Origin of the sequence: Collinsella sp. 4_8_47FAA (assembly GCF_000763055.1) — a bacterium.
Lineage (GTDB): Bacteria > Actinomycetota > Coriobacteriia > Coriobacteriales > Coriobacteriaceae > Collinsella.
In genome coordinates, this window is the sequence record NZ_KN214137.1 from 57,046 (window position 1) to 70,851 (window position 13,806).

The 13,806-nt window shown below is 60.2% G+C and carries 13 protein-coding genes; all 13 read right to left on the reverse strand.

Translation table 11 applies throughout. From position 1 onward, the window contains the following. Positions 1-7: 7 nt before the first annotated feature. Positions 8-1,156: a molecular chaperone DnaJ gene (gene dnaJ / locus HMPREF9463_RS08370; protein ID WP_035138517.1), complete on the reverse strand. Its 1,149-nt coding sequence runs from the start codon at positions 1,154-1,156 to the stop codon at positions 8-10. A gap of 81 nt (positions 1,157-1,237) precedes the next feature. Beyond that, the gene (locus HMPREF9463_RS08375; protein WP_198019965.1) at positions 1,238-2,341 is read right to left on the reverse strand and encodes a DnaJ domain-containing protein; all 1,104 of its coding nucleotides are present in this window, start codon (positions 2,339-2,341) and stop codon (positions 1,238-1,240) included. Positions 2,342-2,399: 58 nt separating this feature from the next. After that, positions 2,400-3,632, reverse strand: coding sequence for a radical SAM family heme chaperone HemW (gene hemW / locus HMPREF9463_RS08380; protein WP_035138519.1), 1,233 nt, complete (start codon positions 3,630-3,632; stop codon positions 2,400-2,402). A 2-nt stretch (positions 3,633-3,634) separates the two neighbouring features. Continuing rightward, complete coding sequence (gene dusB, locus HMPREF9463_RS08385; RefSeq protein WP_052044184.1) at positions 3,635-4,678, reverse strand: tRNA dihydrouridine synthase DusB; 1,044 nt, start codon at positions 4,676-4,678, stop codon at positions 3,635-3,637. A 4-nt stretch (positions 4,679-4,682) separates the two neighbouring features. Continuing rightward, positions 4,683-6,494 carry a translation elongation factor 4 gene (lepA, locus tag HMPREF9463_RS08390; RefSeq protein WP_035138522.1) on the reverse strand — a complete coding sequence of 604 codons (1,812 nt, stop codon included), beginning with the start codon at positions 6,492-6,494 and terminating at the stop codon, positions 4,683-4,685. Positions 6,495-6,590: 96 nt separating this feature from the next. Further along, a complete protein-coding gene (gene rpsT, locus HMPREF9463_RS08395) occupies positions 6,591-6,857 on the reverse strand; it encodes a 30S ribosomal protein S20 (RefSeq protein WP_022094714.1) in 267 nt (88 codons plus the stop codon). A 134-nt stretch (positions 6,858-6,991) separates the two neighbouring features. Beyond that, positions 6,992-7,954, reverse strand: coding sequence for a DNA polymerase III subunit delta (gene holA, locus HMPREF9463_RS08400; RefSeq protein ID WP_035138526.1), 963 nt, complete (start codon positions 7,952-7,954; stop codon positions 6,992-6,994). Positions 7,955-8,032: 78 nt separating this feature from the next. Then, complete coding sequence (locus HMPREF9463_RS08405; protein WP_198019966.1) at positions 8,033-10,279, reverse strand: DNA internalization-related competence protein ComEC/Rec2; 2,247 nt, start codon at positions 10,277-10,279, stop codon at positions 8,033-8,035. Between the two features lie 53 nt (positions 10,280-10,332). Next, on the reverse strand, positions 10,333-10,965 hold the full coding sequence (locus tag HMPREF9463_RS08410) for a ComEA family DNA-binding protein (protein WP_232219787.1): 633 nt from the start codon (positions 10,963-10,965) through the stop codon (positions 10,333-10,335). A 294-nt stretch (positions 10,966-11,259) separates the two neighbouring features. Next, a complete protein-coding gene (gene thiI, locus HMPREF9463_RS08415) occupies positions 11,260-12,504 on the reverse strand; it encodes a tRNA uracil 4-sulfurtransferase ThiI (protein WP_006235944.1) in 1,245 nt (414 codons plus the stop codon). After that, positions 12,505-12,786 carry a DNA-directed RNA polymerase subunit omega gene (locus HMPREF9463_RS08420; RefSeq protein WP_035138532.1) on the reverse strand — a complete coding sequence of 94 codons (282 nt, stop codon included), beginning with the start codon at positions 12,784-12,786 and terminating at the stop codon, positions 12,505-12,507. A 5-nt stretch (positions 12,787-12,791) separates the two neighbouring features. Continuing rightward, positions 12,792-13,361: a guanylate kinase gene (gene gmk, locus HMPREF9463_RS08425; RefSeq protein ID WP_006236131.1), complete on the reverse strand. Its 570-nt coding sequence runs from the start codon at positions 13,359-13,361 to the stop codon at positions 12,792-12,794. Next, a complete protein-coding gene (gene mihF, locus HMPREF9463_RS08430; protein WP_006236130.1) occupies positions 13,362-13,670 on the reverse strand; it encodes an integration host factor, actinobacterial type in 309 nt (102 codons plus the stop codon). Positions 13,671-13,806: the final 136 nt, after the last annotated feature.

Sequence of the window (13,806 nt, forward strand, 5' to 3'; positions counted from 1 at the left end):
GGGCTCCTTAATCGAGGATATCGTCGAGGGCACTCTTGATACGGTCGGTCACCGACTTCTTACCGGAAGCGACGTCATCGCCCATCTCATCGGCAAAAGCACGGAGCAGCTCGTGTTGCTTATTGGAAAGATTGGTGGGAACGACCACGCGCAGTTGCACGATCAGGCGACCACGCGAACCGCCACCGCCAATGCGCGGCATGCCGTAATTATTGACGCTCACGGTGTCGCCGTACTGTGTACCAGCAGGGACCGTCACCTTGACGACCTCATCGGGCATAATGCCCTCGACCTCGATCTCGCAGCCGAGCGCTGCCTGCGCAATCGAAATATCGCTCACGAGGTACAGGTCGTCACCGTTGCGCTTAAAACGCTCGTGGTCGGCGACGCGCACGTTGACAATCAGGTCGCCCGAGGGCTCGCCGCGAAGGCCAGCCTCGCCAAAGCCGCTCACGCGCAGCTGGCGACCGGTCGAAACGCCGGCGGGGATATCGATGTCGATCTTTTCATGCGAAGGCGTGCGGCCCTGACCGTCGCAGGTCTCGCAGGGATGATCGATGACCGTGCCCTCGCCGTGGCAGTCGGGACAAGGCGAAGAGGACTGAACCTGGCCCAGGAACGAACGCTGGACCGTCGTGACATAGCCCGTGCCGTGGCAGCGGCTGCACTGCTTTTCCTGCGCGCCCTCGGCCCTACCGGTGCCATTGCAATCCTCACAGGGAGCAAGGCGGTCATAGCTGATCGTCTTTTTGCACCCGAGTGCCGCCTCCTCGAGCGTCACCGAAAGAGAGATGGCCATGTCGCGGCCGCGACGACGCTCACGGCGATTTCGGGCGCCACCGCCGGCACCGCCGCCAAAGAACGACGAGAAGAGGTCGTCCATGCCCATGCCGCCAAAGATATCGTTAATGTCGACGTAGCCCGAACCACCAGGGCCGTCGGCAATGCCGTAACGGTCGTAGTTAGCACGCTTCTGCTCATCGGAAAGAACGGAATATGCCTCGTTGAGCTCTTTGAACTTGGCCTCGGCCTCGGGGTCGTCCGAAACGTCCGGGTGTACGGTACGGGCCTTCTTTAGAAACGCGCGCTTAATCGTCCGCGCGTCGGCATCCTTGTCGACGCCAAGCACCTCGTAGTAATCCCTATTTTCCGACACGACCGAATCCTTCCGACTTTCATTATTGTCACAGTGCGTCCTATACCCAAGCTGGGCCGGCCGCAAACAGAGGGTTTGATGTTATTGCATTGCGTAGGGTGAAAGCATGGCACGTTGCGAGCAGCTCGCAAACCAAACCGACACGAGCGCAAACATAAATCCGTTGGCAAAACCGTTGGCAAACTGCATCGCGCCGCGCTTCCACCACAGCAGGCTGCGGTGCAGCACGCCGTCCGAGAGCACCATGAACAGGCCCATGGCAAACGGAATAAAGCACATCACGGCAAAGGCCGAGAACACGCCCGAGATGGCCGATAGCACCAAAAACGGCGCCACGATGCCCATCAGGTAAAAACCGGTACGGGCCTTGCCTTCCAGGCGCTCGGCCTCAACATGGGCGCGACCGACCAGATCACCGCCAGAGGCGCCGTTGGTGCCGGCGTGACCCATGCCGCCAATACGGACCTCGTCGCCATCGTGCGTGCCGGCGGGAAACTCAATCGTCTGCTCGGAGGTCACACGGGTCCGCCCGCTGCCGCCGCAATCGGGACAGGGGTCGGCGACGACCTTACCGGAGCCACCGCACTCAGGGCAGACCGACTGGAACGTGCCGGCACCAAACAGAAAGGACAGGTCGACATCGATGTGACCGCGACCGCCGCAGCTTGGGCAGGTATGGGCATGCTCGGACGAAACAGAGCCCGAACCACCGCAGTGACCACAGGTATCGAAGCGCGTATAGCGGACGGTCTTGCGGGCACCGCCCTTGGCCTCCTTGGCGTCGAGTTTGATATCGACGACCACATTGGCGCCGTTCTCGGGATTGTAAGCAGCCTGCCCACGACGCTGCTGGCCCCAAGCGCCGCCAAAGGGAAAACCGCCCTCAAAGGGATTGCCATAGCCTGTGTTGCCGGCGTAGCCGCCACCATAGGGCGAAGCCGTAGGAGCACCGGCAAAGGGATTGCCCGAGCGCATGGCGTCGTAGCGCGCACGTTTTTGCTCATCCGAAAGCACGGCGTAGGCCTCGGAAACCTCTTTAAACTTTTCCTCGGCATCCGGCTCTTTGTTGACGTCCGGATGGAGCTTGCGGGCCTTTTGCTGAAAGGCCTTTTGAATATCACGCGAGGTGGCGTCCTTGGAGACACCCAGAATCTCGTAGTAATCTTTTTCGTTCATCGTCGCCATGCGCGGCAACCTCCTGCTCACAGCAGCGTATATATTCCGGTAATTCTACACGAGCGGCCTAAGCTAGATCCCAAAACAGCTCGAACAGAACATTTCCATCGAGCCAGCCCAAGTGCGTCGGCGCCAGACGAGCTCGAACATAGCCCGCGACGACATCTGCCGAAGTGAAAGGTCCCTCATGGACCCCGAGCGTCTCGGGCACCCAAGTGGCAAGACCCAATTCGAGCGCGCGATCGCAGGCAGCTGCCAGCTCATCGGCCGGGATGACGCAAGCTGCACGAACCAACAGGTCGGACGCGACACCGCCCGTCATGCGACAAGACAGCATCAGGTCTTCAGCCGCAGCCTCACGCTGCGACAGATATTCGGCCTCAAACGCCGTCGCGTCATCGTCACGTTGCACCAGACGCACGCGGTACGAATCGCCTCGAGAAGACACGCCGGGGAACAAACCTGCAATACGGTCGAAATCCTCGGCGTCGAGCATGCCCGCGGCAGAGCGACCCAGGCCCAGGTAGCCCAGTCCGGTCCAGTAGGCAATGTTATGGGCGCACTCATGGCCGTCGAGCGCATAGCTCGCCACCTCATACGGGTGATAGCCGGCGGCACCCAGGAGCTCGCGTGCCACGTCCATGCATGCGGCCTGAAAATCCTCATCAGGCTCGAGCGACTCGTCGCGGCACGCCATGTGATAAAGGGGCGTCCCTTCCTCGAGCGTGAGCGGATAGACCGACACATGATGCGGAGCCGCCGCCAGCACGCCATCGAGCGTGCGCTGCCAACTCGCCGCCGTCTGCCCGGGAAGGCCACACATAAGATCGCACGACACGTCAAGCCCAGCGTTCTTGACCGTTTCGATGGCGGCGAGCGCCCGATCGGCATCGTGAATACGGCCGATGGCGGTAAGTTCGGTGTTATCGAGCGTTTGCGCGCCCAGAGAGACGCGTGTGACACCAACCTTGGCAAGCGCAGTGGCAAGCTCGGCGGTCAGCGACTCGGGATTAGCCTCGCAGGTAAACTCAACGGGGGCGCACCACGCACGAATACGCCGCGTCAGCTCCACCAGGCGCTCCCCCGCCAGCGACGGCGTGCCGCCACCAACATAGACGGTGCGGATCTGGTCAAGGGCCCCAGCCCTGCCAAAAGCATCGAGGCGCGCATACAGCTGCTCAAAATAGGCATCGAGTGCAGCGTCCAGGTCGCACGGGGAAAAGCTGCGCGAGTCAAAGTCGCAATAGCGGCATTTTTGAGCGCAAAACGGCACGTGCACGTACAGCGCGGTAACGGCCACCCTTAAGCCTCCAGCGGATGAGCGGGCACCGACTCACCGGCGGCAAGAGCGGCCTCGCAGGTCACCACATCGCGCTCGATATCATCGACCAGTGCCATAAACTCCTCGTACGTGGAGCAGCGCACCACCTGAGCGCGCCAGGCGGCGGCATGGGGCATGCCCTTTAAATACCAACTCGCGTACGTACGGGCGCGCGACATGAGCGGCAGGAGCTCATGCGTCAGCGTTAGGTGCTCACGCAGGGCGTCTAAGCGCTCGACGGAGCTGCGCGCCGGCGCCGGCGTGCCATCGAGCGCAAGGGCGCGAGCATCACCAAAAACCCAGGGATTACCGTAGATGCCGCGCGCGATAAACACCGCGCTGGCACCCGAGCCTTGCAGATGCTCAGCAGCGTCCTCGGCCGAGAACACATCACCCGAACCAATCACGGGAATCTCGACAGCGTCGGCGACCTCATCAACGACCGACCAATCGGCCTGGCCCGTATAGAGCTGCGTGGCACAGCGACCATGCACCGCCACCGCAGCGGCCCCTGCCCCCTCGAGCATCTGGGCAAACGTCGCGGCATTGCGGTCTTCGGCATAAAAGCCCTTGCGGATCTTGACGGTCACGGGCACATGCGCCGCGCCCACCGCGGCCTCGACAATCTTCTCGGCCAGGTCGGGCGTGCGCATGAGCGCCGAGCCCTCGCCCTTGGTAACGACCTTGCGAGCCGGGCAGGCCATGTTGATATCGATCAACGACAGGCGATCGCCCACGCGCTCCTCGACGGCAGCGACGGCGCTCGCAAACTGATCGGGCTTAGAGCCAAAGAGCTGCACGCAGATCTGCTGCTCCTCGTCGGCCGGCAGCACCAGACGCCACGTCTTGTTACTGGCGTAGGCAAGGCCAGCGACACTCACCATCTCGCTATAAGCAAGCTGAGCACCGCGGCGGCGGCACATGATGCGGTAGGCAGGATCGGTCACGCCCGCCATGGGGGCCATAAGGAACGGCTGCTCGGCATAGGCGCCCAGCAGCCGCAGACTATATTCGGAAAGCGCCATAGACCTACTCGTCCACCTTGAGGATCGCCATAAAGGCCTCCTGCGGGACCTCGACCGATCCGATGGCCTTCATGCGCTTCTTGCCCTCTTTCTGCTTCTCGAGCAGCTTGCGCTTACGCGAGATATCGCCGCCGTAGCACTTGGCAAGCACGTCCTTGCGACGCGCCTTGACGGTGGAGCGGGCAATGATCTTGTTGCCGATAGCACCCTGGATGGGCACCTCGAACAGCTGACGCGGGATGATCTCCTTAAGCTTGTCGCATAGGCCACGGGCCAGACCATAGGCCTTGTCCTTGTGGACGATAAACGACAGCGCGTCCACCTCGTCGCCCGAAAGCAAGATGTCGAGCTTCACAAGCTCGGATGGACGATACTCATTGAACTCGTAGTCGAGCGAGGCATAGCCCTTGGTGCGACTCTTGAGCTGGTCAAAGAAGTCCAAGATGAGCTCGGCAAGCGGCATATCGAAGCGCATCTCGACCGATTTGCTCGTCAGGTGGATCATGTCGGTCGTGACGCCGCGGTGATCGATGGCGAGCTGCATGACGGCGCCCGTGTACTCAGGCGGGCAGATGATCTTTGCCTTAAGGTAGGGTTCCTCGATACGCTCGATGCGCGTGGCCTCGGGAAGGTCCTGCGGGCTGCGGACATCGATCATTTCGCCGTCAGTCTTGTAGACGTGATAGTCGACCGAGGGACTCGTGGCAATGAGGTCCAAGTTGAACTCGCGCTCCAGACGTTCCTTGACGACTTCCATGTGCAGCAGGCCCAGGAAGCCAACGCGGAAGCCAAAGCCGAGCGCCACCGAGGTCTCGGGCTCCCACACCAACGACGGGTCGTTGACATGCAGCTTATCAAGCGCGTCACGCAGGTTCTCGTAGTCCTTGTTATCGATCGGGAACAGGCCCGTATAGACCATGGGCTTGGCCTCGCGGTAACCGGGAAGCGGCTCGGGGCAGGGATTCGACGCCCACGTGAGGGTATCGCCCACGCGAACGGCCTCGGGATCCTTCAGGCCCGTGACCACGTATCCGACCTCGCCGACCGTCAGCGCATCGACCGGAGTCTCGGCGGGACGCTTGACGCCCACGCCATCGACCAAAAAGTCGCCCTTTGCCTGCATCATGCGCAGGGTATCACCCTTTTTGATGGAGCCGTCAAAGATGCGCACCGTGGCGACGACACCACGATACTCGTCGAAGTACGAATCCAGGATGAGTGCCTTGAGCGGCGCGTTCGCATCGCCCTTGGGCGGAGAGATCAAAAAGACAATGGACTCCAGCAGATCGTGAATGCCCTCGCCGGTCTTGCCCGAGACACACACGGCATCATCGGCAGGAATCGCCAGGTCATCCTCGATCTCGGTCTTAACCTCATCGGGATGGGCCGAGGGCAGGTCGATCTTGTTGATGGCCGGCACAATGTCCAGATTGGCGTTCATGGCAAGCGTCGCGTTGGAGACGGTCTGCGCCTCGACGCCCTGCGTGGCGTCGACAACGAGCACCGCGCCCTCACAGGCTGCCAGCGAGCGCGAGACCTCATAGGTAAAGTCCACGTGGCCCGGCGTATCGATCAGATTGAACTGATACGTCTCGCCATCGTCGGCGTCATAGGACACGCGAACGGCATTGGACTTGATCGTGATGCCGCGCTCGCGCTCGATATCCATGGTGTCGAGCAGCTGCGACTCCATGTCGCGTTCGTCGACGGTATGGGTGAGCTCGAGGATGCGGTCGCTGATCGTGGACTTGCCATGGTCGATGTGCGCAACGATCGAGAAGTTGCGGATGTGGGAAATGTCAATTGAAGTATTCATGCGGACTATCTTACCCGAGCGGTACAAAAAATGGAGCCTGTTCCATAAAACAGGCTCCATTTATGCGCGTAATCTGTGTGGTGTGAAATTTACAACTTAGGCGTTGATGCTGTTCACGAGCTTGGCAAGACCGGACTTGCGGTTGGAAGCCTGGTTCTTGTGGATAACATGCTTGGCGGCAGCCATGTCGAGACGCTTGGTGACGGTCTTGAGGGCAGCCTGGGCCTTCTCGGCGTCGCCCTCGGCGACGGCAGACTGGACGTGCTTGGTCAGCGTCTTGAGCTCGGACTTGACAGCCTTGTTACGCATGCGAGCTGCCTCATTGGTGCGGATACGCTTCTTCTGAGACTTGATGTTTGCCACTTCTGGAGTTCCTTTCGAGTTCCTTGAAAAAAAATGTATGACACCTCTGAGACACGGTGAGGTCATGCAAGCGCCTACTATAGCACGCTCCCCCTCAAAGGGATAGAACGAATTTGTCAAATAGGCAGGTATCATCACGATTTTCTCAAGATGTTCGTAATCCAGAGCAAAAGCGCGGTCTCAGAATCGGCCGAACCCTTGAGCGCGAGCTCCACATCGACCGCTCCCTCGAGCGCTGCGACGAGCTCTGCCATCGAAAAGCGGCGAGCCCAGGTCAGGTGATTCTTGACCTGCCAGGACTGAAGCTTAAGCGTTGCGGCCAGCTCACGACCCTGTCCGCGCGCATCGAGCGCCTTGGCAACGATAAGCTCGCGAATACGGCCGCACAGCAATGTGTAAGTCCACACGTAGCTCTTGGCGGGCAGTAGATTGAAGAGCTCGAGCGAGCGGCGCATGTCACGGGCCGAGACCGCATTGAGAAAGTCCCAAGGCTGAACCTCGGCCGTACGTACAATCCAGCGCTCAACGTCGGCAAGCTCAATCTGGGGCGCCTCGACCATCTGGGCAAGCTTAGCCAAGTCGTTATCGAGCATGCGAGTGTTTTCACCCGAACGCGAGACGAGTTCCTCGGCTGCCGCCGTCGAGATCGACTTGCCATGCTGCGTCGCCATCTGCTGAACGCGACGCGGTAGCTCCCAGCGCTTGGTGCCGGAGCAATCGATCACGGCCTTCTTGTCGATCTTGGCGATCGCCTTATACAGGCGCGTGTTCTTGGCAAGCGAGTCGGCGATGATGAGGCAGACCGTTGTGGGGCTGGGACTTGCGAGGTACTCGACGAGCGGCTCCGAGACAGCTTTAGCGAGCTTTGAGCAGCCATCAAGGATTACCAGGCGAAACTCGCTGCCCATCGGAAAGGTGTTAAGCGATCCGATAATGGACTCGATATCGGGGTCCTTAGTCATGTCGCGCTCGTCGAGGTTAAACTCGACCATACCCGACTTTTCCAGACGCGCTTTCATACGCGAGACGGCGTGATCGCGCTTGACTCCGTCGGTACCGACGATCAGATATGCCGGCAGCAGACCGGTTTCGGACATTGCGCTCCCCTCCCGCAGGCCTTCGTATTCGTTCCGTGCCATTCTAGCCCAGGGGCCCACCACACGCCAACGACGTCGTCACGGTCGCTGGCATCGCATCGCAAAGCCATTCGCAGTTGGCGTGACGGTAATGTCGCCGTGTTCGATGGTGCACGCGAACACGCCGCCCGCTTCCTTAACGGCATCGATGCAGGCATCGGACGGATGGCCGTATCGATTCCCCTCGCCCGCGCTCGCGAGGGAAAGCTCGGGCTTCAGGACGTCCAGCAACTCACCATCGACTGAAACCTTAGAGCCGTGATGCCCGAGTTTAAGGACATCGATATCTCCCACTTCCTGCACGAATTCCCGTTCTTGATCGAGCTCGGCATCACCGGTGAGGAGCATGCGCAGGCTCTTGCCTTCCTGAGCATAAGAGAGCAGCAGGACAAGCGAGTCCTCATTTCCCTCGCCATCCACGGACTCGAATGGCCACATCACGCGGGCGCAAAATGAGCCGATGTCGACCGTATCCCCACGGCGCACCTGCCGATACTCCACGCCAGGTCTGTTCAATACCTCGACAGGAGCATCCTCCAGCGCATCCGCCGCCACGGCAATCGTTCCGACCGAAAACTGTTCGAGCACGGCAGGCAGACCACCCCAGTGGTCCTCATCCCAATGCGTAACAAAGACGGCATCGATATGGTGCACGTTATTGCGAACCAACGCCGCTACCACGCGTTCGTCGAGCCCGCAGTCGACGAGCGCTACTGCGCCGCCCTCGCGGATAAGAATCGCATCGGCCTGGCCCACATCGAGCACCGTCACCGAAGGCGGAGCGAACCAATCCCAGTAGGCGTACGGAATCGCAGCCAAGAACACCAGGCACGTAAGCCCCACCGCCATAGGACGTGCACGGGGACGCGGCCACCAGACCAGCAGAACCGCCAGCAAACACGGCACTAGGTAAATCCACATGCTATCGGGCGGCACACTCACGGATGCACCCGGCACGGCGGCAAACAGCTGCTCGAAGAACAACGCGCAACGGGCGGCAACCATGGGCACAATGAGCGCCCAAATCCGCAATGGTGCCACGAGCGAATAGGGAACCAGTACGATCGACACAGCGAGCAGTACGCTCACCACCGGACCGATGACCGCATTTGCCAGCGGAGCAATGAGCGAGAACGTACCGAAGGCAGGAATGGTAATGGGGAGCGTCGCCAACTGCGAGCACAGCGTGACGGAAAGCATGCTGGCAACGCCCGACGGCACACCCAACTCACCCAAAGCGTAGGTCGCATAGGGGCAAAAGCACAGAATGGCTAAGACGCTGGCACATGAAAGCTGAAAGCCCATCTCGAACAGCACCGTCGGCCGCAGTAGCACAAAGATGGACATGGTTACGAAGAGCGCCGATGCGCCGTGCCGGCGACGCCCTGCGCCGTTTACGACAAGCGTCGCGAACACCATGCAGCACGCGCGCACGGCCGAGGGAGACGCGCCCGTAAAGGCAGCGTAGCCCACAAGCGTTATCGCCAATATCACCCGCCGAAGACCACGTGAACACCGAGTCTTTTGCAATACGCCCTCAATTACAAACCCCACGATAGACAAATGGCTGCCGGAGACGGCGATAAGATGCGCCGTACCCGTCACCGAAAACCAGTCGCCCGCCTGCTGGGCGCGCAGCTCGGCCGAACGACCGCAGACGACACCGGCTATGAGCGCACGCGCCGGGTCGGTCGCAGGCGCAATGGACGCAAGCAGCTCATTTCGCAGCCGAAGCAGCGGCCCCGGAGAGCCCTCATCGACCGACAAAATCCGAACGGCTTTAACCTTGCGCACCTCGCCTCGGAGCGCTCGCGATCGTCCATACGCATCGTTCTCAAAACGTGAAACGCGACCGATAACACGCACGTGCGCCCCAAACTTGAGCTCGCGGTCACACGTTAGGCGAACCGTTGCCAAGTTCTTACCGTCCGCGCGTGCCTCGCAGGTATAGGAATACACGTCGTCGTTTATGGATGGATCGCCCTGCACGACAAACTCGAGGCCGCTTGCCGCTCGACCGTCGAGCGCCTTCGAGGCGCTGAGCGCACCCACAGCCCACCACGCCGAGACGACCGCTCCCGCCACGAGACCGACGGACGCGGCATACAGCCACCGCTTCAAAGGGGCAAGCCGCGCACAAGATTGAGCCGGCACAACGAATACCGCCGCCGCAAATGGAATGGCCCATAGCAGCCCGACCGCCGGCGTCCGCTCTCTCAGCAGCGCATCTGCGGCCACGTTGAGCACCAAGGCGCAGCTCACGCACATGCCGACACACAGGGTCATCGTCCATGGCATCAGGGGCCGCGGAGGCATCACATGTTCGCGCTCGGTCGCACTCATACGCAGATGCAATCTTTGATTTTGGCAAGCTTCTTCTCGCCGATTCCCGACACACGCATCAGATCGTCAACCGAGGCAAAAGCACCGTTCTTTGTCCGCTCATCGATGATCGACTGTGCCATGGAGGGACCGATACCCGAGAGCGTCTGCAGCTCTGCCGCGCTTGCCGTATTGATGTTTACCAGTCCTGTTGCGCCACTCACGCCCGATGATGCGGAAGTCCCACCATCAACACCGGCTTCCGCAATGGGCGCCTGCTGCTCCCCTACCGTTGGAACGTGAATCTTCTGCCCATCGACGACCTTAGATGCCCGATTAAGCCCCGTAACGTCTGCCTCGGGCGCCAGCCCGCCGGCGGCATCGATCGCCTGAGCCACCCGGGCGCCGTCCTTGAGGCGATATACACCGGGCGACACAACGGCGCCATCGACATCGACATAGACCTCTGCGGCAGCAGAAGCCTTAGATGAAGAGCCTTCGGATGTCTTTCCGCTCGAAGCATCGCCGGATCCCGGCTCCACCAACGAGCCCGAACCATCAGTCCGCTCAAAAGACACGCCGCTGGCACCGCCGCCAAGGTTCGCCATCGCCAAGCCGCTCGCCATCGCAATGACAACCAGTATCGCCATCACCACTGCCTTATGACCGAGCAGCTTGTCCGCCAAGCGGTCCATCCGTTTGACCCGTTCGTGTTGTTCGCGCTGCGCCATAGCAAAACCTCCCAACAACATCGTGTCAGGAAAAGAGCCCTGCAACAGCCACGCTCCAAAACCGGTTTTAGCGGTCAAACCAAAAGCTGACCAAAACCTTGCACAAATCTGTCCATTTATTCAAGCACACGTCAGCAAATGAACACTTAGCCGCAAAATGCCCAGATAGCAAAAGACCGACGATGCAGACGCATCGTCGGTCTATGCACAAAATTACTCGTGATCTTGGTAAATCTCACGCGGAGCAAGCTCCGAATGTTTGCGCTTTAAGGTCTTAGGGGCCTTATACGTGTTGCTCTCGAAGTCGATGTACTCGGTCTGCTTGAGCAGGCGCTCGATCATCTCCTCGTGATCGAACAACTCCCAGGCCTCATGCACAGCATCGAGTTTAGCGTGCGTCTCGGGACGGCGCGGCATAAATAGCGTGCAGCAGTCGGGAGCGGCCTCAGTCGAGATATCGAACGTACCGATCTCCTCGGCGCGCGCGATGATCTCCTGCTTGTCCGAACCGATGAGAGGGCGGAACACGGGGATCTTCACGGCCTCGTTGACGGCCATGATGTTCTCAAGCGTTTGGGAGGCAACCTGCCCAAGCGATTCGCCCGTAACGATGGCCTTGGCGCCCTCGATGTGTGCAATGCGCTCGGCAACCGAATACATAATGCGGCGATACATGATCACGCGCAGATTGCTGGGACAGGTAACCGAAATCTCACGCTGGCAGTCGCCAAACGGCACCACGTACAGGCGGCCGATCTGGACACCCGGCTCAAGCGCACGGATGATGTCCTGCACCAAATACTCGCTCGTATCGGGCGTCTGCGGACGACCAGAGAAATGTACCGGCACGCACACCGCGCCGCGACGCGCGAGCATCCAGGTCGCCACCGGAGAATCGATACCCGAGGAAAGCAGCGTCACGACCTTGCCGGCAGAACCCACCGGCAGACCGCCCACGCCGCGCTCGGAGCGCGCGTACACATAAACGCTACCCTGGACCACCAGTACGTGCACCATCGCATCGGGGTCGTGCATCTGAACCTTTTTATCAGGAAACGCCTCGCACAGCACCTCGCCCACCTGACGATTGATGTCAATCGAGGTGAGCTCATAGTCAGTATTGGAGCGCTTGGCGTGCACCTTAAACGAATCGAAGGAACCAAACTCGCGCAGCGCCTTCACGGCGGCGGCGCAGTACTCCTGCGGGTCGCGGTTAGTGTGATACGCCAAAGACACACGAGCAACGCCGGGAACGGTGCGAATGACACGCGCCGCCTCATCGGCCTGATGCTCGTTAAAGGTCACGAGGATATAACCGGAAATTCGAGACACGGCATTCACGGAAAAGGCGGCCAAGGCCGCCTTGATGTTATCCATGAGGATATGCTCAAAATGTGCGCGGTTCTTGCCCTTCAGTCCAACCTCGTGATAGTGGACCAGACAGACGCGAGCTGCCATTTAGGCTTCAGCAACCTTGTGGCCGAGCGCCTTCTCGTAACGGGCCTCGTCGTAAGAGATGTCGCCGTCGACAATCTCGTCCATAGCCATCGAAATGGTATCGGCACCGGAAAGCCCGATGGTGATGTCATCGACATCCTGGACGGCAAGCACGCGGTTGTGCTGGCCACGCAGCATGCTGTTAATGTCGCAGGCGCGCTTGGAGGCAAGCGAAGCGAGCAGGAAGCGGTTGTGATCGGTCTTCTCCAGAAGATCGTCAATGCAAGGCTTTACAACGGACACGGACCTCAGATCCTTTCATGCATATCGAGAACGCGAACGAGCTCATCGGTCGCGCGGTCGAGATCGTCATTAACCACGACGTCGTCGTAGCGGTCGGCAAGGGCAAGCTCATCGGCGGCGTTTGCCATACGCAGCTCAATCGTCTCGGGCGTCTCGGTACCGCGACCGACCAGGCGCTCGCGGAGTACCTCAAGCGAAGGCGGCTTGATAAAGATCAACACGGCCTCGGGGAAACGCTCCTTCACCTGCAGGGCGCCCTGGACATCGATCTCCAAAATCAGAGATGCGCCAGAGGCGAGCTTGGATGTGACCTCGCTCACCAACGTGCCGTAGCAGTTACCGTGGACCTCGGCCCACTCAACAAACTCACCGTTTGCCACGCGGCGGTCGAACTCCTCGCGCGTCAGAAAAAAGTAGTTGACGCCGTCGACCTCACCTTTGCGTGGTGCTCGCGTGGTAGCCGAAACCGTCAGGCCCAGGTTCGAGCGGCGCTCGCGCACACGAGTGACGAGCGTACCCTTCCCTGCGCCTGACGGTCCAGAAATCACAAAGAGCTTGGAATCCTGAGCGCTCACTTATTTGGTCAGCTGCTCGAGGAGCTGCTCGCGCTGACGGACGCCGAGGCCCTGGACGCGACGGGTAGCGGAGATACCAAGCTCCTCCATGATCTTGGCGGCCTTGGCCTTGCCATAACCAGGAAGAGACTCGATGAGGGTGGAAACCTTCATGCGGGAAGCGATGGGGTCATCGGAGTTGAGCACGGACTCGAGGGACTTCTCGCCCTTCTTGATCTGCTCGCGAAGCTCAGCGCGGGCGTGACGTGCGGCAGCAGCCTTCTCAAGAGCCTGCTTACGCTGCTCATCGGTAAGCTGAGGGAGTGCCATTCGTACCTCCAAATAGTTGGGTTATATCTGATTCAATAATTGGCATTTTAGCACGTAGAACGTACAAAATGCCCAATCGCGGCTCCATAGGTTAGACGATACCCGCAAAAAGTGCAATATACTGCGCCCAAAGTTA

What these genes read in the sequence shown, in the direction of transcription:
- HMPREF9463_RS08375 (WP_198019965.1), bottom strand. Translation starts at nt 2,341, where the DNA reads ATGGCGACGATGAACGAAAAAGATTACTACGAGATTCTGGGTGTCTCC.
- dusB (WP_052044184.1), bottom strand. Translation starts at nt 4,678, where the DNA reads ATGGCGCTTTCCGAATATAGTCTGCGGCTGCTGGGCGCCTATGCCGAG.
- lepA (WP_035138522.1), bottom strand. Translation starts at nt 6,494, where the DNA reads ATGAATACTTCAATTGACATTTCCCACATCCGCAACTTCTCGATCGTT.
- holA (WP_035138526.1), bottom strand. Translation starts at nt 7,954, where the DNA reads ATGTCCGAAACCGGTCTGCTGCCGGCATATCTGATCGTCGGTACCGAC.
- HMPREF9463_RS08405 (WP_198019966.1), bottom strand. Translation starts at nt 10,279, where the DNA reads ATGACCCTGTGTGTCGGCATGTGCGTGAGCTGCGCCTTGGTGCTCAAC.
- HMPREF9463_RS08410 (WP_232219787.1), bottom strand. Translation starts at nt 10,965, where the DNA reads ATGGCGATACTGGTTGTCATTGCGATGGCGAGCGGCTTGGCGATGGCG.
- thiI (WP_006235944.1), bottom strand. Translation starts at nt 12,504, where the DNA reads ATGGCAGCTCGCGTCTGTCTGGTCCACTATCACGAGGTTGGACTGAAG.
- mihF (WP_006236130.1), bottom strand. Translation starts at nt 13,670, where the DNA reads ATGGCACTCCCTCAGCTTACCGATGAGCAGCGTAAGCAGGCTCTTGAG.